Origin of the sequence: Pseudoxanthomonas sp. LjRoot125 (assembly GCF_964252705.1) — a bacterium.
Taxonomy (GTDB): domain Bacteria; phylum Pseudomonadota; class Gammaproteobacteria; order Xanthomonadales; family Xanthomonadaceae; genus Pseudoxanthomonas_A.
In genome coordinates, this window is sequence record NZ_CAXUOY020000001.1 from 2,380,839 (window position 1) to 2,400,008 (window position 19,170).

The 19,170-nt window shown below is 62.1% G+C and carries 17 protein-coding genes; 10 read left to right on the forward strand and 7 right to left on the reverse strand.

Annotation, left to right across the window (positions count from 1 at the left end; translation table 11 throughout):
• Positions 1-31: 31 nt before the first annotated feature.
• On the reverse strand, positions 32-166 hold the full coding sequence (locus tag ACSION_RS10990) for a hypothetical protein (protein ID WP_435305943.1): 135 nt from the start codon (positions 164-166) through the stop codon (positions 32-34).
• Here ACSION_RS10990 and ACSION_RS10995 point away from each other — a divergent pair.
• Together ACSION_RS10995 and ACSION_RS11000 are read left to right on the forward strand one after the other, a co-directional pair.
• Entirely contained in the window at positions 165-1,247 is a 1,083-nt protein-coding gene (locus tag ACSION_RS10995) for a hypothetical protein (RefSeq protein WP_435305944.1), read from the forward strand. The genes ACSION_RS10990 and ACSION_RS10995 overlap by 2 nt on opposite strands.
• A complete protein-coding gene (locus ACSION_RS11000) occupies positions 1,247-1,666 on the forward strand; it encodes a hypothetical protein (protein WP_435305945.1) in 420 nt (139 codons plus the stop codon). Before ACSION_RS10995 ends, ACSION_RS11000 begins: the two co-directional genes overlap by 1 nt.
• A 10-nt stretch (positions 1,667-1,676) precedes the next feature.
• Here ACSION_RS11000 and ACSION_RS11005 read toward each other — a convergent pair whose 3' ends face one another.
• Both ACSION_RS11005 and ACSION_RS11010 read right to left on the reverse strand, forming a co-directional pair.
• The gene (locus ACSION_RS11005; protein ID WP_435305946.1) at positions 1,677-2,549 is read right to left on the reverse strand and encodes a DNA-binding protein; all 873 of its coding nucleotides are present in this window, start codon (positions 2,547-2,549) and stop codon (positions 1,677-1,679) included.
• Positions 2,550-2,561: 12 nt separating this feature from the next.
• The gene (locus tag ACSION_RS11010; protein ID WP_435305947.1) at positions 2,562-6,275 is read right to left on the reverse strand and encodes a hypothetical protein; all 3,714 of its coding nucleotides are present in this window, start codon (positions 6,273-6,275) and stop codon (positions 2,562-2,564) included.
• A 185-nt stretch (positions 6,276-6,460) separates the two neighbouring features.
• On the opposite strand from ACSION_RS11010, the gene ACSION_RS11015 reads away from it, so the two are divergent.
• The gene (locus ACSION_RS11015; RefSeq protein ID WP_185896178.1) at positions 6,461-7,573 is read left to right on the forward strand and encodes a site-specific integrase; all 1,113 of its coding nucleotides are present in this window, start codon (positions 6,461-6,463) and stop codon (positions 7,571-7,573) included.
• Positions 7,574-7,594: 21 nt separating this feature from the next.
• Here ACSION_RS11015 and ACSION_RS11020 read toward each other — a convergent pair whose 3' ends face one another.
• Positions 7,595-7,948: a helix-turn-helix domain-containing protein gene (locus ACSION_RS11020; protein ID WP_185896177.1), complete on the reverse strand. Its 354-nt coding sequence runs from the start codon at positions 7,946-7,948 to the stop codon at positions 7,595-7,597.
• A gap of 113 nt (positions 7,949-8,061) precedes the next feature.
• On the opposite strand from ACSION_RS11020, the gene ACSION_RS11025 reads away from it, so the two are divergent.
• From ACSION_RS11025 to ACSION_RS11050, 6 genes are all read left to right on the forward strand, one after another.
• Positions 8,062-8,838 carry a hypothetical protein gene (locus tag ACSION_RS11025; protein WP_249720642.1) on the forward strand — a complete coding sequence of 259 codons (777 nt, stop codon included), beginning with the start codon at positions 8,062-8,064 and terminating at the stop codon, positions 8,836-8,838.
• Between the two features lie 274 nt (positions 8,839-9,112).
• On the forward strand, positions 9,113-9,409 hold the full coding sequence (locus tag ACSION_RS11030; protein WP_185896994.1) for a type II toxin-antitoxin system RelE/ParE family toxin: 297 nt from the start codon (positions 9,113-9,115) through the stop codon (positions 9,407-9,409).
• 20 nt (positions 9,410-9,429) lie between these two features.
• Positions 9,430-10,548, forward strand: coding sequence for a HigA family addiction module antitoxin (locus tag ACSION_RS11035; protein WP_185896176.1), 1,119 nt, complete (start codon positions 9,430-9,432; stop codon positions 10,546-10,548).
• A 17-nt stretch (positions 10,549-10,565) separates the two neighbouring features.
• Positions 10,566-11,045, forward strand: a complete 480-nt coding sequence (locus ACSION_RS11040) for a hypothetical protein (protein WP_185896175.1) — start codon at positions 10,566-10,568, stop codon at positions 11,043-11,045.
• Between the two features lie 67 nt (positions 11,046-11,112).
• Positions 11,113-11,355: a hypothetical protein gene (locus ACSION_RS11045; protein WP_185896174.1), complete on the forward strand. Its 243-nt coding sequence runs from the start codon at positions 11,113-11,115 to the stop codon at positions 11,353-11,355.
• 7 nt (positions 11,356-11,362) lie between these two features.
• Complete coding sequence (locus tag ACSION_RS11050; protein ID WP_435305948.1) at positions 11,363-14,644, forward strand: hypothetical protein; 3,282 nt, start codon at positions 11,363-11,365, stop codon at positions 14,642-14,644.
• A gap of 270 nt (positions 14,645-14,914) precedes the next feature.
• On the opposite strand, the gene ACSION_RS11055 is transcribed toward ACSION_RS11050, so the two are convergent.
• The 3 genes from ACSION_RS11055 to ACSION_RS11065 form a co-directional block, all read right to left on the reverse strand.
• Entirely contained in the window at positions 14,915-15,472 is a 558-nt protein-coding gene (locus tag ACSION_RS11055; protein ID WP_185896171.1) for a hypothetical protein, read from the reverse strand.
• A 104-nt stretch (positions 15,473-15,576) separates the two neighbouring features.
• Entirely contained in the window at positions 15,577-16,245 is a 669-nt protein-coding gene (locus tag ACSION_RS11060; RefSeq protein ID WP_185896170.1) for a hypothetical protein, read from the reverse strand.
• A gap of 69 nt (positions 16,246-16,314) precedes the next feature.
• Positions 16,315-16,845 (reverse strand): EYxxD motif small membrane protein, encoded by a 531-nt coding sequence (locus ACSION_RS11065; RefSeq protein ID WP_185896169.1) that lies wholly within the window; start codon positions 16,843-16,845, stop codon positions 16,315-16,317.
• Positions 16,846-17,594: 749 nt separating this feature from the next.
• Here ACSION_RS11065 and ACSION_RS11070 point away from each other — a divergent pair.
• Complete coding sequence (locus ACSION_RS11070) at positions 17,595-18,956, forward strand: transposase (protein ID WP_185896168.1); 1,362 nt, start codon at positions 17,595-17,597, stop codon at positions 18,954-18,956.
• Positions 18,957-19,170: the final 214 nt, after the last annotated feature.

The following is a 19,170-nucleotide window of genomic DNA, read 5'->3' on the forward strand; positions in this document are numbered from 1 at the left end:
CCGGAAGTCCTCGCCGGACCATCGCCCTACCTCACGCCACAGCGTCGTCGTGCCGGCCGAACTTAAACGTGCGCGCGATCAGGCGTGTCCACGGCTTGCCGCCCAACTTGGGACCCTTCACCATGCTGACCACATACAGGTGGCCGTGAGCCGGAGCGTGCGACATGGAGTTTGACTCGATTGGAAAGGTCCTCCGGCAGGTCAATGCGGTTCCCGATGCGCTGAAGCAGGCAAGCGCCCTGTCCCGTCGCCTTGATCGCAGCATGGGGTCCGAGATCCGTCGCCTTCAGCGCATCGTCAATCCGCTGGGATATGCCGCGGCGCAGTTTGAGAACCCGCTGGGCCATGCCTTAGCGCAGTTGGAGAATCCCCTGGGCGCGTCGTTGTCGCAGATGCGGGCAGTGCTGGACAAGCTGCCGCGCGGCCTCCCTGCACCGGTGCGGCTCCCCCCCATAGGGGGGATGCTACCCCGCCCCGTGACCCTGCCGCCGTTGGACGCGGACTTTGTCCGTATCGGCGCCGCGGTGGCGGCCTCCGTGCCCAAGTTTGGGGGCTACGCCGACCTGTTCCGTGCCGTGACGGAGTTTCAGCAATGGTCGGGCCCCCTTGTGGCCGCAGGCGTTCTTGAATCCCGAGAAGTGCTGTTGCGCCGGTTCGGGATAGCCGACCTCGATCTGCACGGTGCTGCCGACGCGCAGGCACTGCGGACGGTCAGGGTCGACGGAGAAGGCGTGACGCTGACCTCGCTCGATGCGCGCATGGACACGCTCACGGCGATGGTGCAGCAAACGCATGAGCTGGTGGCCACGATGGCCAGCAAGCCAGATAGGAGCCTGCTGTACTTCCTTCTCGGCATCCTGTTCACCGTGTTGTTGGAGTTGTACGACCCCGAAGATAATCAGGCGCGCGATGCCACTCTGAATCGGCTGGACGCCGATGTCAGCGCGATGGTGGTGGACCAGCAGCAGACGCAGGCGCAGTTGGAACAGCTGCAGCAGCTGCAGGCGCAGCTGCTGGCATCGCTGGCGGCCTTGGAGCCGCACCTGTTGACGCATCAGGTCGTCAGGACAACGACCTTGCGGCTGAGCCCGGCCGGCCGCGCTGATGGCGTGGTGGCGGCCGGTCAGGCCTTCCATGTGCTGGACAAGCAGGGCCGTTGGATCCAGATCCAGTTTCATGATCCGGCGAACGAGGCGCCGCGGATCGGTTGGATCCTGAAAAAGCACGCCCAGGCGGTGCCGCTGTAATGGAGACCGAGCGCAAGCAGCCCCCACAGAGGGAACGCGACGACACTGTTTTTCTGAGCATGCGCACGGCCAACCTGCTGCTAGTGCGAAACGTACTCACCATCGAGCAGATTCGGGTGGCGATTGTGTCGGGGCAACTGGCGGACATCGGTCCCAAGGCATTGGCCGAATGCAGGCGCCTAGTCGGCTTCGATCCGCCGCTGGCGCCGGAGGTCATCGGTGCGGTGTGTCCGCGTTGCGGCGGCGACAGCGGCTACCGCGTCAACGTCCACGTCGCGCAGGTGCGCGAGTACACCTGGAAGGGCGCGCTGAGCCACGCCGGTGAGGAGCAGCTGAAAACCGAGTCTCAGCTGGTCTGCCGCGACTGCGAGCAGCGCATCGCCTTGACGGCGCCGCATCGGCGCCCCGCAGCAGGCTGACCGTTCGTTCTCAGCGAGCCGCCGTTCCGCGCCGACGGGGCGTGCCTGTCTTCTTGGCGGGGCGCGCTTTCGGGGGTGTTGCGGCGGTGAGCGCGTCCACGCGAGCCTGCGCCGCGGCACCGGCGCGCTCGGCCACGTGTTGGGCTTTCTCTGCGGTCCGCTGGGCCTGCTCGGCGGCACGCAGCGCAGCGGTGTGTTCGCGCGCTTGTGTGGTGAGGTGCGCCTTGGCCGCCTTGAGCTCCTGCCGCAGCCGATCGATCTCGGTGTAGGCGCGATCTTCGATCTGGCGCAAATGCGCCTGCAGCGTATCGCGTTCGACCTTTGCCACTGTACGCTCCTGTTCCAGACGCGTCAGCGCGGCTTGCAGTTGCGTCTCTTGGGCACCATGCCTCTGGTTCAACTCGTCTCCTTGACGTTGAAGATGGCTGACTTGCGTTGCAAGTTCGTCAGCTCGCCGCTCGCTGATCGCTAACGCCGTCTGGGCTGTCTGACTGGCAGACATTGCTTGCTGTTGTTGGGCTCGAGCCTGATTCACGTTTTCGCGGGCATCGGCCAGTCGTGCCTCGACATTGGCGAGTTCTTCAGAAAGCTGTGCGCGCATTGGCGCCAGTGCGCTCTCCGCTTGGGTGCGGCTGGTTTCGAGTGCCGTCTCCCATACTCTCGCCATGACGGCTGCGACAGCTTCCGGGACGTCGGGTAACGTCAGCTGATGCTGTAAGCGCTGGGAGACCTGAGTCCACCATCCTTCCAGCATGGGTCCGATCGTGTTCGGCGAGCCTCGGCCCAGCGCAAGTCGTATGCGCTCCACGGTCGGGCGCGTGCCGGCCGCCAGCAGAACGTCGGCGGCGTTATGAACCTCGTCGGAGGTAATGCTTCTAGCCATTCTTATGATTCCTCATCGTGTCCCCTCTCGCCAAAGCGCGGCGTCGTTGTCATGCCATCGCGCATCTCGGTCGTACGATCTGGCAATATCCTCGAGCGTTTCAGCCGTTCGCGGGAATGCCGCTAACAGGCGGTTCGCTCCGTCGCGAAACTGTTGGGCCAGTGTGCGTTCCTGATTCCCACCGGCATCAATGGCTCGGGAATGAACTCCACGATTGTTCAGAACTCCGATGATGAAGCCGTTGCGGATGCGCTCGTTACTCGGGTTCTCAAGCAGTTGCCGTACGACGATACATGGCCAATCACCTTCGGGTTCGGCGGGACACTCGGAGAGCCACGTTCCCAGGTTGCTAGCCGCGTGGTCCGTCAGATCTCGTTCGTGAGCAATCCGAAGCACGCCATCTATCCAGTCGAAGAACGCGCGCTCGTCAACAACGCCGCCTGCCTGTATGCCCGGCATACCGCGGCCGCTATGCAGCACACTCCAGGCGTGTGTTCGAGCGCTAGCCGACACCGCTTCGGGGTTGGTGGGTGCAGCGAGTGATACCACGTCCATGAATAGCGCCGGGTCGGTCGACATTTCTGAGAACAGGGTCGTCGCTTGATGGCCATGCCCGGCGCGCAATGCCTCAAAGTAGTGGTATTCCAGAACGGCGAGGTCACGCCGGGAGAACGACGCGTCCTGGCCCAGCGCCGCCAGCGCCCTGCCGATGCGCCATCCATCCAAGGCACCTCCCTCTGGATCGGCGCCGCTTCGAATCCCCTCCAGAATGCCAGCGAGCCGTTCACTGTCGACGCGCTCAGGGTGAAACTGCAGGGCGTTGAACGCCGCGCGATGCCGCCCGGCATCAAGCAACTGGTCGACGATGTAGCGTAGTTCCTCCGCCTCGCCCAAGACCGGGCCAGGCACGATCTCGCGCCAGTAGGCGGCCCGAAGTTCCGCAGGCAGGTTCTCAACGAAGGTCCACGTGCTCTGCTCGAAAGGCGATGCCAATAACAACGTCTTGATCACATGGACACTCTCCAGCGCACTGGCCTGGGTCCACAGCGCCGCGCGCCTGTCGGCCGGGAGTCCATGCATCAGGCCGCGCAGGAATCCATAGTCGCTCTCAGTCGTCCAAGCGCGTTGGCGATCAATGACCCAGTCCGGCAATGCGGTGGCAAGAAAGTCGGCCCGCGCGATCTCCCAACTGACCAGCGAGGGGGTTTCGGCCTGCGTGGCCAGTTCACTCAAACCAACCCAGCCAGTCGCATCGAATATCTCGGCAACAGCCTGAGCGCGAAGGTTGGCTCTCAGCTCGTCTGTCTGCTGGTAGTCGTCTTCTCGACCGTCCGGGAGGTCGACCCAGCCATTGCTGAAGATCCATGCGTGGCGTAGCACGAGATCATCGGGCGCCAACGCATCGAACAGTGGCCGGAAGCGGTGCGCTTCGGCCAAGACCGTGGGGTTCTCGTTGTTGTAGGAGAACTGGCGATTGAGGTATTCCCGTAGCGCGTCGCGTACCTGCTGGCGCTGGGCGTCGGGCAAGGCCACGGCACCGCGCAGCATCGCGATGACACGATCACGGTAGTCCTCCGCAAAGGCGTTGAGGTGACGCACAAGGGTGGCAATGCGTGCCGCGTGTCCCTCGGCCAGGTCAAGCACCCGTTGTCCCAGCGCTGGCATGTACTCCGCAAAACCTGCGCTTTCACCGGGCCCCGGCGCGCCGGCGTCATAGTCGCGCCAGCGGGGGGCCGCATTGGCGCTGGCATAGCCGTGACCATCTGGCAGGAAGTCCACCAGCAGGTCCCAGGCAACGTCTTCGAAGTCGCGAATCAGCCGGTCGAAAACCTGCAGGCGAAGGCCGGCGCTTGCAGTGGTCTGCGGCCACCACGGCCGCAGCAAGGACGCCAGGCTGTTGCTGGGGCGATTGGTGAGATTGCCGCGGATGGGGGCTGTCACCAGGCGTGCCAACGCCTCGCACACCCGAGCTAGGTGCCGAGGCGACCAAGCCAACACTTCCAGCGCCCAAAGCAAATCGACGTGGTAGTTGCGATCGGTCATCGCGTCATCGACACGATCAGAGAATAGAGCCTTCACCGGAGGGAGCGGCTGGCGAAGACTGGTGTCCAGTGCACGGAGGAATTCTTCGGGTGAGGCTTCGGCCAACTCCTGCAGGACGTTGGACAGGGAAAGCCACCGCGCCCCATCCGCCTCCATCAGTAGGTCACGCACCAGTCGGTCGACGCCATGGGCAAGTTCATCGTGCTGGTGATCTTCGGCATAGACCCGTAATTTGGTCAGCGAATCTACAAGCGAATCAATCACGATGCCGGATTGCTCACGTACCCGGCCGTAAACCGAGGCCATCCAGCGCCGTTCGGGCTCCAGTTCGAGGGTCGGATCCGGTTTGGCGAGAATTGCGTGAGCTGTGTCGAAGAAGCGCGCGATCTGGTCGCGGGTGAGTTGGGGTGCGAACAGATACAGCAGTTCCAGCGGGGCTTTGGCTTTCCATACATTGCCGATCCGCAACACAGGCGCATCGTCGAGCTGCGACAAACGCAGCAGGTCACGTTCAATCAACTCATAGGAGCGGCCCGTCACTGCCTCGATACAGGCACGATCGCCGGCGGTGCCTTCGTTCCAAGCACCGACCAGCACGACGGCGGTCAGGCATTCGGCCGCGGGATCTTGCATCCAGTCCGGACGCGAGAGCGTGGCATTGCGCGCGTGCCGACGCCGATACACGGACCAGGAGCGCCCGCAACTGCGTGCCAGACGTGCCGCATCACGGGGATCTTCGCCCATGGCAACGAGCGCTTCTTCAAAGCTTTGCGCATCCACTCGCTCTAGTGCGACCTCCGGGGTATTCGTCCGTGGGTTTCTGGCGGCGGCATCGCCGACGCTGGCCGGGACAATCAAACATTGGCCGGCGTGCGGCGCCCTGGCGGCCGCCACTGCAGCATTGGCCGCCAGTAGATAACGCAGGTTGGGATTGGCATCCACGAATGCCCAGCCGTCGGCGTGCGTGATGCAAACGGCGACATCGCCCAGTCCCTGGGCAACCAGTTGCGCGCTCACAATCGCAATGGCTTCTTCTGCGCTGTCGGCGCGGACCTGCAACAGCGCATGTCCTTGGCTCAGGGCCTCTTGCAGGTGCTCCATGGGAACGGCGCGACCTGTCGAGATGGCCTCGAACGTGATGGGCAGGGTTGTTTGGGTCCGCCACGTGTCCCACGCCTTGGCGACCGACCGCACTTGCGGGCCTTGGATGCCGAGCAGTTCGCCAAACCACAAGGCCACGCCGCCGGCGGTCTCCAGCCAGCTCTCCAGGTCGTCGGCGTCATAGGCGCGAACCTCCCGCCATGGAGTCCGGATGGCCGCGTTCTGTCGCCATGCAGTCTTGCCGGCCCAGATGCGCGGGGTGACAAAGACGAAGCCCAGCTCGCTCGCCTGGTCCGCCGGCGTGTCGTCGGTGCGCGTACCCAGATCGCTGTTGGCTTTTCTTTCGGGGGTTTCGGACACCCCCCATTCCCAGCGTGACGGCCCCGCAGGCACCCAAGCTGTGGCTTGGCCGGCGCTGATGGCGCCATCCCAGCCGGCGAAATTGGAGGTGTCTGCCCCCCGGATGGACAGCTCGGTGAGTTCCGTGCTGGCGCCGATCAGGCGTCGGATCAGCACGGCCAGCAAGCCTTGCGCTTCGGGCTGATCTGCCCACTGCTCAATCATGGTCGCCGTGATGCGCATGGTCAGCCTCCGATGCCGATATCGATGTCGATAAGTTCACGCGAAGTGTGGCGCCGCCGCGTCTCAGGAAGCGAGCCCTAGTGACGAGTTTTTGCGTCGCCCTCCCCCGTTGCGGATCTACTGCCGATAAGGGATAGTTATCGGAAGTAGATGCCCTATTTCATATAAAGTAATACATACAACATATGAAATCTAACACACTCGTGCCGCGTCCCGATGACCTCCCTGCCCTCGCCCCAGATCGGTTGGCGGCGCAGGCCGCCGAGGCCGTGCGCGAGCTGCTGGCCGAGGCCGCGGCGGCCAACACCACCCGCAGCTATGCCAGCGCGCTGCGTTACTGGGCGGCCTGGTTCCAGGGCCGATTTGGCCAGCCGATCGCGCTGCCGGTGCCCGAGCCGGCCGTGGTCCAGTTCGTAGTCGACCATCTGGCCCGGCGCGGCAAGACCGGCCTGGCCTGGGAGCTGCCGCCGGCGCTGGATGCGCAGCTTGTGGCCGCCGGCCTGAAGCAGAAACCCGGCGCATTCAAGCTCAGCACCGTCGTGCACCGCGTGGCCGTGCTCTCGGCCGCCCACCAGGCGCACAAGGCCGCCAACCCCTGCGAATCGCCAGCGGTGCGGCAGTTGCTTAAGCGCGGGCGCCGGGCCTCGGTCAAGCGTGGCGAGCGGCCGCACAAGAAGACCGCGATCACCCGTCCCGAGCTTGAGGCGCTGCTGGCGACCTGTGACGGCTCGCTGGAGGGGCTGCGCGACGCGGCGCTGCTGTTGTTCGGCTTTGCCAGTGGCGGGCGTCGGCGAAGCGAGATCGCCGCGGCCGACTGGCAGGACCTGCGCCGCGTGGGCGACGGCGCCTTCGTCTACCGCCTGGAGCACAGCAAAACCCAGCAGGCCGGCCCCAGTGCCAGCGCCACGCCCGACAAGCCTGTGCTGGGGCGGGCTGGCGCAGCGCTGGACGCGTGGCTGCGCGCGGCCAGCATCACCGAAGGCCCCCTCTTCCGCCGCCTATGGGGCGCACGCGTGGGTTCGGGGCTGTCACCCAAGTCCGTGGCCGCCATTGTCCAGCGGCGGGCGTTTCTGGCCGGATTGAATGGGGACTTTGCCGGCCACAGCCTGCGCTCGGGCTTCATCACCGAGGGCGGCCGCCAAGGCATCGCCCTGCCCGCTTTGATGGCGCTGACCGAGCATCGCTCGGTGGCGCAAGCGATCGGTTATTTCCAGGCCGGTGAGGCGACCCACAACCCAGCCGCGACGCTGCTTGAGGGCGCTCCGACGCCGCCCACCCCAGCCTCTCCCCAACCCTGAGTAAGCGGATCGTTTGCTCCCTTAACGGCTGGGGCTTTTTTTGGAGGTCTTTCCGCGGGGCGCTTTCTCCAGGCTCTTCAGTAAGGCCTTCTTCTTACTGACCGACAGGTCGTTCCACTGCAGCAACAGCTGCGCCAGCAGTTCGTCCTCGGTGTAGAAAAACGCCGGTGGCACGCCCAAGGCGTCCGCCAGCTGCTTGGCCGTCTTCAGTTGGGGCTCGTGCTTGCCCCGTTCGTACTGGTTGATGCGGGGAGAGGCCACGGAGGGATCCATGCCGGCAAGAAGGCCCAGCTGCGTCTGCGACAAGCCAGCGCGCTCGCGCACAAACGCCAAGCGTCGCGCAAAAACCGGGTGTTCAGCTGTCCGCCTGGCCACGTTCGCTCCCTCTGGAAGGGGTAAGCATGGCGAAATGACGGGCAGTTGGATACTAAGATATTCTTAGAGGAGGGGCAATGCCAATGCCCCCTCTCCCCGGGAATGCCCGCCTGGTGGCCTTTGTACGATCCATGAGAAAAACAAAGCCGCACCCGACCAGCACGCCCCGCCCTGACGGCCCCACCCTGCCCGATGTGAGTCACCTGGGAGGTCGTGCGGCGCTCTATCTCTTGGCGGTGGTGCGCGCCCACCACTCACGCAAGCGCGTGGCCCCTACCCCTAAGGGCAGCGACGCGGTGTTGTCCGCGCTCTCCACACTGGGGCTGATCGAGGTCGATCCTGGACTGGAGGGCTTTGTTGTACCTGGGGATACACCGGCCTGGTCGTACACGTGGCCAGCGGTCCCATTCGAGGAACTTGAAAGCTACCTTACAGACTATCTATTGCAGCGCGGGCGCGAACCGGAATACGCCATGACCTGGTTACGGGTATGGCAGGAGTTGCTACCGCAGGAGGTGATGGCGTATCTGCAGCACCAACTTCGCCTGCATCATTTTCCCGACCTTTACATGAGTGAACTCGCTCGGCTTATCCAGCCCCACGATGCCAGTTACAGCCTGGGTCACTGGCGCTATGCGTGCTGGGCGTCCGTCAGAAGCATGGCATCGGTATCCCTTCAATATCCGGGCAATGCAGAAATCCTTAAGTTCACGTTGAGCAGCGAGATGCCTCGGCGCCTGAAGATGGCGCGTAGTTCAACGGAGGGAAAACTTTGCTTCTCGGCCTCACACACATTGCCAGACAGTGCACTTACCACGGTCATTGCCACCGTCGCGACCGATCTTGGCGATCGATATTGGATGGTGCCGCCCTCCTTGGCGGCAATCTGATACTGCTCTCGCTAGATCAACGGAGGCCAGAGTGAAAACACAGCTAGCTACTGTGAAGCGCCTAAGCGGCTCCGATGGCTGCTGACGCTGGAGAAGGCCCTCTTGGCTAACGAGGGTATGGTTCGAGTCGACGTCGGACGGGGTGGGTGGTGTTCTCCCTTGTGATGTCTCCAGTCGGGTGTAGACGCGGGTAGTTCGAATTAAATTACCACTATTACACTAAGTGTAATAAGGTCATTTGACATCTTAGGGCCTGCGCCGTATCGTGCCCGCCATGGACGTGGATTTTGAAGATGCCTCGCTGCGCAGGCTGGAAACGGACCCGGCGTACACCGCAGGGTTCGATGCCGCCATCGTCAAGGCATTCCGAAAACGTCTGCAGTTCATCCGCGCCGCCCTGGACGAGCGCGCGTTCTACGCCATGAAGTCCCTGCACTACGAGAAGCTGAAAGGAAACCTGGACGGTCAAAGTTCGATGCGGCTTAACGACCAATGGCGGCTACTGCTGCGCCTGCGGCAAAACGAAGACGGCAAGACCGTCGTCGTTATCTCCATCGCCGATTACCACTAACCCTTCCCAGGATGAGCCCCATGAACACCCCCGTTGCCGAAGTCTTCCCGCCTGGCGAGTTCCTCCGAGAGGAACTGGAAGCTCGTGGCTGGTCGCAGACCGAACTGGCGGAGATCATTGGCCGTCCCGTGCGCCTGATCAATGAGCTGATCGCCGGCAAGAAGGCCATCACCCCGGAAACGGCCATCCAGCTTGGCGATTCGCTGGGCACGGGCCCGGAGGTCTGGATGAACCTGGAGAGCCAGTACCAACTGTCCAAGGTTCGGCCCACCGATGGCCTGATCGCCAGACGCGCCAAACTGTATGAGCGGTTTCCCGTGCGCGAGATGATCCGCCGCGGCTGGATCGAAAGCAGCAAGAGCATTGAGGTGCTTGAGCAGCAGTTCCTCACCTTCTTCGGTATCGAGGCGCTGGAGCAGGAAGTGCCTTTCTGCCATGCGGCCAAGAAGACTGCGCCATATGACGGTCCCAGCATGCTCCAACTGGCATGGCTGTGCCGGGCGCGCCGCCTGGCTTCTGAGCAGGTCCTTGGGGCGTATACCGAAGCCGCCCTGCGTCAGGCCCTGCCTCGCTTGTCGGCTCTGCTGTCTGCCCCGGAGGAAACCCGCCATGTGGCGCGCGTGCTGGCCGAGTGCGGCGTGCGGTTTGTCATCGTGGAGCCGATCCCCGGCGCGAAGATTGACGGCGCCTGCTTCTGGCTGACCTCGGCTCAGCCGGTGGTGGCCCTCTCACTGCGGCTGGATCGCATCGACAACTTCTGGTTCGTGCTGCGCCATGAGCTCGAACATGTGCTGCAACGCCACGGGCATGAGCGAGGGTACATCCTGGACCAGGACATTGAAGGATCCGCCGGCGATCAGATCGATGAGGAGGAGGCGCTGGCCAATCGGGCGGCAGCCGCCTTCTGTGTCTCAACCGATGAGATCAGCAACTTTATGCTGCGCGTATCGCCCTTCTTCAAGGAAGAGCGCGTGCTCTTGTTTGCCCAGCGCCTGAATGTGCACCCGGGCATTGTCGTAGGCCAGTTGCAGCGCCGATTGGGACGCTACGACCTGTTTCGCAAGCACCAGGTCAAGGTGCGGCAGTTCATCACCTCATCGGCCCTCACCGATGGCTGGGGCGTCATCCACACGGTCTGACAGTAGGAGCATCGCGCATGTCCGCTTATTCCAATGCCGTCAAAGAGTACGTCGAGCGCTACAAGGCCGAGGTCGGCTCGGATGGATTGCTCGATCCGCATGCGGTGGCCGAGTGGGCCTACCGCAATGGCCTGCACAAGCCCAACCTGACCACCGTAATCGATGCCATCGCCACCGACATCGCACAGGTCTTCCGCGAGGAATACCGTGTCGATCGCCACGGGCGGCGCTACCGCGCCAAGCATGCGGCCGTGGAAAAACGCGGCACGCGTTCGATCTCGCTGTGGGCCGACATGGACGATCCCAACGCACCACACAGCCACTTCCAAAAATCCTTTGGCCAGCGGCGCCACCAGATCGTGGACGACTGCGTGCAGCTGAAGACCGACGTGGATGTCTACAACGACAAGCGAAATCCGGCCGAGCCAATCCAGATCACGCTGGACTTCACCCTGGACGTGGCGGAGTTGCAGCAGGTACCTCGCAGGGTCGCCTGAACCCTCGGCCCTGGGCCTTCAGTGGGGGCCAGGGCCGATCCCTCCTTCCACTGAAGGAACTGATGCCATGGCCAAGAACGAATCCTCTGGTCCCAAGGTCGCCAAGACTGCCTCGGCAGTCTTGCGGGATCCGGGTGCGAGCAAGACCGCCAAGTCCCTCGCCGGCAGCGCGCTGTCGCAGACCCACACGACTAAGCAGTCCTCTGCCACCACGGCCAGCACCGCCTCCAAGGCACTCAACGATGGCCGCAGCAGCGGCTCGACCAAGTCCTTGGCCGGTAGTGTGCTGACCCAGAAGCCCAAGAAGTGACCTTGGCTTGCCGATGACCGAAGGTGCGCCGCTCGTCCGCGCACAAACGCCGACTCCCTCGGCGTTCATGCGTGGGCGACGCCCTACCCTGTACTCCGATTCCCTGGTCGAGTCGCGGGCGGCGTTGACCCGCCCCGAATTTGAGTACCAGCTGCAGACTATCACCGCGCGCAGCGAAGAAGCGCAGTTTCAGCGCTTCATCCACGCGTTGTTGGAAGTGGAGGTCTGTCCCAACCTCATCCCGCAGACTGGACCCACCGGGGGTGGCGACAGTAAGGTCGATGCCGAAACCTATGCGGTGGCCGATGCCATTGCCGAGCGCTGGTGGAGCGGCACCGCCCGTGAAGCGGCTAGCGAGCAATGGGCCTTTGCGATCAGTGCCATGGCCGATTGGCGCAAGAAGGCACGCTCGGACGTGGACAACGTCCTGGCCAGTGGCCGCACATACCAGCGCATCCACTATGTCACCAACCAGTTCGTCCGGGACAAGGATCGTGCCGCGCTTGAGAACGAACTCACGCGCCGAGCCGGCAACGTCCCGGTGCGCATTTTTGACCGTACTTGGATCCTTCAGGCGGTGTTTGACCATGAACACTGGGCCATCGCCGAACGCGAACTTGGCCTGCCGGCCGCACGGGCCACCTCTACGGGGGTGTTGGGGCCACTGGACGCTGACCGTGCGCGCGAGCTGGTCGAGCTAGAAGAAGAATTGGCAAATCCGGCGCGCTTTGCCAACAGCCCTATGCAATTGGCGCACGCGTGGCTGACCTCGGCGTTGTTGGCGCGTGGTTTGGGTCGCCGTCGCGAGGAACTGGATCAACGCTTCGATCGCGCGATCGAGGCCGCACGCCGTGGGCATAACGCCCGCGGGCAACGGCGCATGCTCTATCAGAAGGTGTGGACCGCATTTTGGTGGTTCGATGACTACGCCGCGGTCATCGGCGGTTTTGACACCATTGAGGCCTTGCTGGATGAGCAGGCCAACGCGTGGGATCTGGCTCAGCTCACCAACCTCTACAGCCTGCTGCATTCGGCCGAGCACCACGGCTGGCTGCCGCCAGCGGCCGCTAACCTGCAGGCGCGGCGTGAGCGGTTATGCGAGCGACTGGAGCCGCTCGCCAAGCGCCGCTCCCACCCCACTGATGCGGCCATGGCTCGCACCCATCTGCTGCACCTGGGCTTCTTGGCCGACCCGCACGATCCGCATCGGCAAGCCGAGACCGTCAAAGGGTTCAAGGCGTTGCTGCGTGAAGTCGAGCGGCTGCCCGATTATCCGGTGGAATCACTGTGTGAGACGATTTCCGTGTTTACCCAACTCCCTTTCTCGGTCGAGGGGATCGATGCCATCGCCGATCGTGCTGGCGAGCTGGTGGGCCAGCGCCTCGGCGCGCACGCTCAGGCGCGCCAGCTCCTGGATCGCGCAACCCACAAGGTGGAGAACAAGGCGCCGGAGGAGGCGTTGCGCCTGCTGGGGCGGGCCATTGGACTGCTGCAGCGACAACACTCCCGTGAGCTCTACTTGGAAGGAGCCTGGATCGCCTCCCGGGCGTATTGCGAGGTTGGATTGTTCTGGGCAGCCCGCGCGCACTTGCTGCTGGGCCTGAGCCGTTCGTTGCGCAGCGTGATCGAGGATGCAGAGATCTCTTTCGATTCGCTCAACTTCGCGGTGCGATTGGCGTGGGTAGAGTTGGCCGCTGGACGCTTGCCGCTGCTGCTTGAGGCTTTGTCGTACGCCGATATCATGGCCAGCGCGTTGGACTTGTCAGACCACGCCAAGACGGCCTACTTCGACGAACGGCAAGCCATCGAGGCGCGCTTGGCGTGGGCGATCGTCCAGGCCACGCCGGAGGACGCGCACGCTATTTCAATCGCACCGCCCATCCTGGCCGATCGTCAACTGGACCTGGCGGAGCAGGTCACGCTGGCCTTGCTCGGTCACCCGCAACAGGCCTTGCAGGACATGACCGATGGGACCGACTTAGCCGCGATCCAGGAGATGGATTGGGGTGCCGAGGCTGGTCGCATCGAGTGGGAACCAGGCCTTGCCCAGACGCTGCGCACACGCATCGTCGGGTGTGAAGTGGTCGCTGAGGGCATCACCACGTACGAATCGCATGCATTGGTGATGTCGATTTTCGCGGCTCTGGAAGGATTTGCTGCCACGGCTTTTGCAGATCGTCTGGCGCCAAGCAATGATCGCCTGCTGGTCACGGTCGACGACTCCCAACATTCACGCTCGCTATCGGTGTCGCTGGACGAGGACGAATGCGGCGATCCGTTGCTGCGACTGAGCTTTGCCCGCGGAACGCTGCCGTCCTATGCAACCACAAAGGAGTTCCAGAAAAAGGCCGTCGAAGCGGTGGCGTACATCATCGTGCATGTTTGCACACCGGGTGGCCGCACCGACATGAAGCGCATGTTTTCCCAGGATGCCGTGCATGAGCGTGCGTTCAACCTGCTGCAGGCCGTGGCCTTGGACGACAGCTCTCTCCGCTCACCGGGGCTGGCCGCGCTCTGCCCGGCAGATTGCGCGCTGGTGGAACTGCTAGATGGCGGCCGCTTCAAAGCGGCCACCGATTCGGCGAGCGAGAAAGGTATGTGGGAGGTACCGATGCAGACCGGTGCGCCTCCTGCTTACCTGCTGCAGTTCAACCATCGGCAAACGCGCATGGTGGGGGTGATCAACAGTCCTCTGTGGGATCGTGCCGGCTGGCGCGGTGTGGGCTTCACTTTCTGGGCCGATGGCGTGCCGGGCATGGAGTTGATGTTCACGAAAGCCGATGAGGCCGCCAAGATTCTGCGTAGTTGGCACCGCCGCATCGGTACGCTGGAACCGGATCAAGTCCTGCGGCTGGCCATTCTCACTGACGTGGATCAACACCACCGCCACCACTATAGGGTCGGCATCGCCCCGGCGGCCGCGGGGGGCACCGGTGACGCCACCAAAACGCTGATGATCGCCATGCGCTCGAAAACGTTGACGCCGCAAGACACGGTGAACCTCGACGTGTTCTTGACCGCCTTTGCCAAGTATGGGCGCTTTCGTCTGGGAGTGGCCGCGGCACCGGAAGATCCGAGCATCCCGTTCACGCCACTGGGGTTGAAGCCGATCGAGCTGACCAGGATCGAAAGGAAGGCAGCCTGGCAAATCGATGCCGGCGAGGTGCTGTACGGGATGATGCTCTGTGACGACGATACGCCATTCATCCCCGAGCATGTCGCTGCGCCGGATGAGCTGCCAGTGATGCAGATGATTGGGGCCCGGCAGTTACGAAAGCACCGCCGTTGAGTCAGTTGGAACGCCATCTCAAAGTGGTCATGCGCTAAACATGCGGCGTTGCGACGATCCGGCGCAGCGAAATTTCGAGATCGAGTGGGATGGGCATCAGCCTGCAACATCCGACAGCGTGCCTCGCTATCTGATGCTCCCCTGGTGCTCATGCTCAAGGGTATCGGCTGACCACTGAAGATGTCCGCTACCGGCCAGAAGCGGACATCGGTCAGCGCCTGAATTAAGCCGCGCCGCGACGCGGCGTCGACATGAAAGAAACGTTATCGCTCATCTGAAATCGTCTCCGCCGTTCGGATTTATGACGTAGCTGAAGGTTATCTCATCCTTCAAGTCAGACCTTGCGCTGTCCTTTATGTCGGAAACTTTCAAAGCCGCGTAATTGCCGTATCTATTCTTCAATACAACCACGTCGCCCTCTTGAGGAGTTCTCGATCGCGACGAGAAGTCTAGGTTAGAGACGCTCCTCAGGTCCTTTATGTGAGCCACTCCAAGGGCTATGGCGATGGAGTCAATCGAGGGTGGATCCTTGTAGATGTGGATCGAGGTATCACTTGCCTTGCTCCACGCCGTCTCAAACAACATTTCCTCTCGCCCGATGACGTATCGGCCATTGTTATTGGAATAGTTGAAAGTGACGGTCCCGGAAAGTCGCCTTGATGCATAGCTTTTTCTGCCGGTTGGCCACCACTGGGTGAAGAGACCCATCAGGCCGACAATCACAAACAGCCAAGGCTCAAAGCCTGGCTCGAAAAGCTGCCAAGCGATCCCGCCTGCTAGGGAAAGCAGAGATAGTGACAGGACAACTGTTCGCTGAGCCACTGTCATGAGCGTTAACACCTGAGTTCGGCCGACCTGTGCAGCAGCCGGGCTGTGTGATACACGTTACCGCACAAGCCAGGCCGCGCAGCAGCTTCGGATTGAAGGAGTTTTTAGACACCGCTTCGCAGTGACTCAAGCTGCTCCGGTGACAACTGCTTGGTTGTGCCCCAACCACGCAAGTACGTCTCAAGGATGCCCGTTGCTTCTCGGAAGCATCCCGCCACTTCAAGCCAACTGAACTCTGGAAATCTCTGGTCCTGGTCGGAGATCAAGAACTCAACGGTTCCGTCCCCGTCACTCAAGTCATTAATTGCATCTGTGATGTGGGAGCCGGAGAAGTGCACGTACCCACAAAGATGCTCGTAGACATCGGGAAGCCAAGGATGCTTGTCTTTGTGGAGTTTCACCAGATAGGCATCCGTAAGACGATCTCCTGATCTAGTCTTCAATTTGTCTATTCGTGCCCCCCTCAGAACCTCCATGGAGAAATCATGCGGGTTCTCGACGTGCCACGCTGCAGAAAATCTGAGCGAAGTGTCGATGTGAATTCTTAGAAGTGATCTTGCAACGACCATGTTCCAAGAATTGATGGCAGACACAAATGCACTGGTAGTACTGGCATGTCGTTTCGTAGCTGCGAAGGCCAGGAAATCCAAGGGGAACATAGGGCTCCCGGAAGGAGCAACCAGTTCGATCATGATGCGTTGCAACTTTCTCGCATCACTCTCCAGTTCCTCAAGGGCTACGACTACGTTCTTGCTATGCGTGGGATGCGTCATGAGCTATTTTGCGGTGTCTAACACCTGAGTCAAGCCGCGCCGCGAAGCGGCGTCGGACTCAATGAATTTTTAGGCAACAACGCCACGAAGTCGCCGATTTGCTAACCGAACAAACCTCTCATGCGCCAAAGTGAAGCTTGGCACTAGAGAATTGATCTCCATCGCCTCGGCCTTGATGTGATCAGGCGTGGGGCCGGCAGGCAGATAGTCGGGCTTTACTGATCGCAAGTGGCCCGTCGCTCCAATCGGAACGGTGTTCTTTGCAATAGTCCTGCCCAACTCAAGTGCTTTCTCATAGACTTCTCTGTGCGCCTTATTAAGAAGGGGGTCGATGAATTCATGATCGATCGTTCCCCAAGAATCTACGTAGCGAGAGAATGGCGACCAGTAGGCGCTTTCAAATGCGCCGAGAAAGTCGTGGCCCCGATAGAAGTCGGCGACTCCGCTATCAACTATCAACTCCCTATACCGCTTGTACAGGTCAATGTCGTGTTGGCTCCTCTTGCCTCCCCTGGAAAACAGCGCTCTAACCTTGTCCCAGAAGTAGCCGATGGCGGCAATTCCTCCAAGAATGGTTGCGATGACTAGCAGGTTATCCATACTGCCTCTTGTTGCCTAACGCTGGAATTAGGCTGCGCCGCGAAGCGGCGTCGACTTGAACGAATTGTTAGGTCTCAGCCGGGATGCCAGGTAACGGGCACAGACGGAAGCCCACGAAACAAGAAGAGCAAACGGGAGCCACGATCCGCTGCCAGGGCCGTAGAGCCTGACAAGGCTGATGAACTCCCACGCCTCAATCAAACTCAGTGCAATGAGCGCCGAGACGAGCACGTGACCAAACGGCCGTCCGCGGGTGATGCATAGCACTGCGATCCCAATTAGCAGTCCAAGAACGGCCACAACCGTTGATGTTACTACTACACGAACGGGCCACTCATACGATGCGCCCGTAAGAACCTCAACTCGAAAGCCCCCAAGTACCCACGCAGCAGCCAATAGGTACCAACCCGCCACACCAAGGTTGATCACTGAAAACAGCAGACGCGACAGGATTTTCATGAGGCTAAGCTACCTAATAGCCGGATCCCTGAGTCCTGTTATACGACTTGTCCGCTGCGCACGCTAGGGTGGGCTATCCCCTTGATACGGCTTGATCTTAGGGCTGCTGGGTCCGGCTAACACGCCGATGCATATTCTGACCCAGCGAGCTGAGCAGGCCGCACTTCGAAGGGCCGTGAGGAAGCGCTGATGAACGTCCGCTTTGGGTCTATTCCGTTGAAAAACTCTGTTGAATCGGCCTGCTGATGCTGATTCACTGACGTCCCATCGATCGAGCGGAAGTCCACGCGATGATGGGACGTCAGGAAGTCGGCCAAGTGCCGCTGTTCTACGCCTTCAACCTGGAAGACCACGTTCCAGCGAACCATCTGCTCCGCAGGATCGATCAGTTCCTGGACCTCGGCGAGCTGCATCGGCACCTCGCCCCGCACTACAGCCACACCGGCCGCCCCTCCGTTGATCCGGCGCTGCTGATCCGGATGCTGATCGTGGGCTACTGCTTCGGCATCCGCTCCGAGCGCCGGCTGTGCGAGGAGGTGCATTTGAACTTGGCCTACCGCTGGTTCTGTCGGTTGGGGCTGGAGGATGCAGTGCCGGACCATTCGACCTTTTCAAAGAACCGGCATGGACGGTTCCGCAACAGCGACACGCTGCGCTTCGTGTTCGAGAAGGTGCTGGAGCGCTGCTTGGCTGAGGGCCTGGTCGGAGGCGAAGGCTTCGCCATCGATGCCAGCGTCATCAAGGCCGACGCAAACCGCCAGCGCGGTGTCCCGGGCAGCGATGCCAGCTGGGACCGGGAGTCGTCGCTCACGCGCCCGGTACGCGAGTACCTGGAAGCGCTGGACGCCGCAGAGGAAGCGCGTAAGCCTCCGAAGAACGTGTCGCTCACCGACCCGGCCGCGCAGTGGACGGCCGCGCCCGGCGGCCCGGCGTTTTACGCCTATTCGACCAACTACCTGATCGACACCAAGGCCGGCGTCATCCTCGACGTCGAGGCCACGCCCGCACACCGCACGAACGAGGTGAACGCCACCAAGGTCATGGTGGATCGCGTCGAGGAACGGTTCGATATCAAGCCGACGCATCTGATCGGCGATACGGCCTACGGCACCGCCGAGATGCTGGGCTGGATGGTGGACGAGAAAGCGATCGAACCGCACGTTCCGGTGTGGGACAAGGCCGAGCGCAAGGATGGTTCGCTGGGACGTTCCGACTTCCGCTGGGAGGCCGAAGCCGACGAATATCGCTGCCCACAGGGCAAGCCGTTGCGCTCAACTGGCAAGCCTACGGCGGACGACACGCTGATCTATCGCAGCAGCGTCTACGACTGTGCTGGATGCGAGCTCAAGTCCCGGTGCTGCCCGAACACCACGCATCGGAAGATTGCACGGCAGGTCAACGAGTCCGCACGCGATGTGGCCCGCCAACTGGCGACGACATCTCGATACGCACGATCGCGTCGACATCGGAAGAAGGTCGAGATGCTGTTCGCACACCTCAAGCGCATCCTGCGGCTGGATCGCTTGCGGCTTCGGGGCCTGAAAGGTGCCCGCGACGAGTTCCTGTTGGCGGCGACTGCGCAAAATCTGCGAAGAATGGCGGCGTGGTTGATGCCGAAAGGCCCGGAAGCAGGAATTGCGGTGCCGATCTAAGGCATGGGGCGCTTGCGCGCCCCCATTTGCTTCATTGCGGATCGAACAAATCCGCTTCCGGCTGCCTGGTCACGTGACGCCCCTGCTCCGGGACCGAGTTTTTCAACAGAATAGGTCGGAAGCTGCCACCCCCTACCCCTGATAAACATCCCTAATCATCCTTTACCTAATGTGGCGCGCCGCTGGCGACGTCCGCCTTCTTCCATGTCAGGAA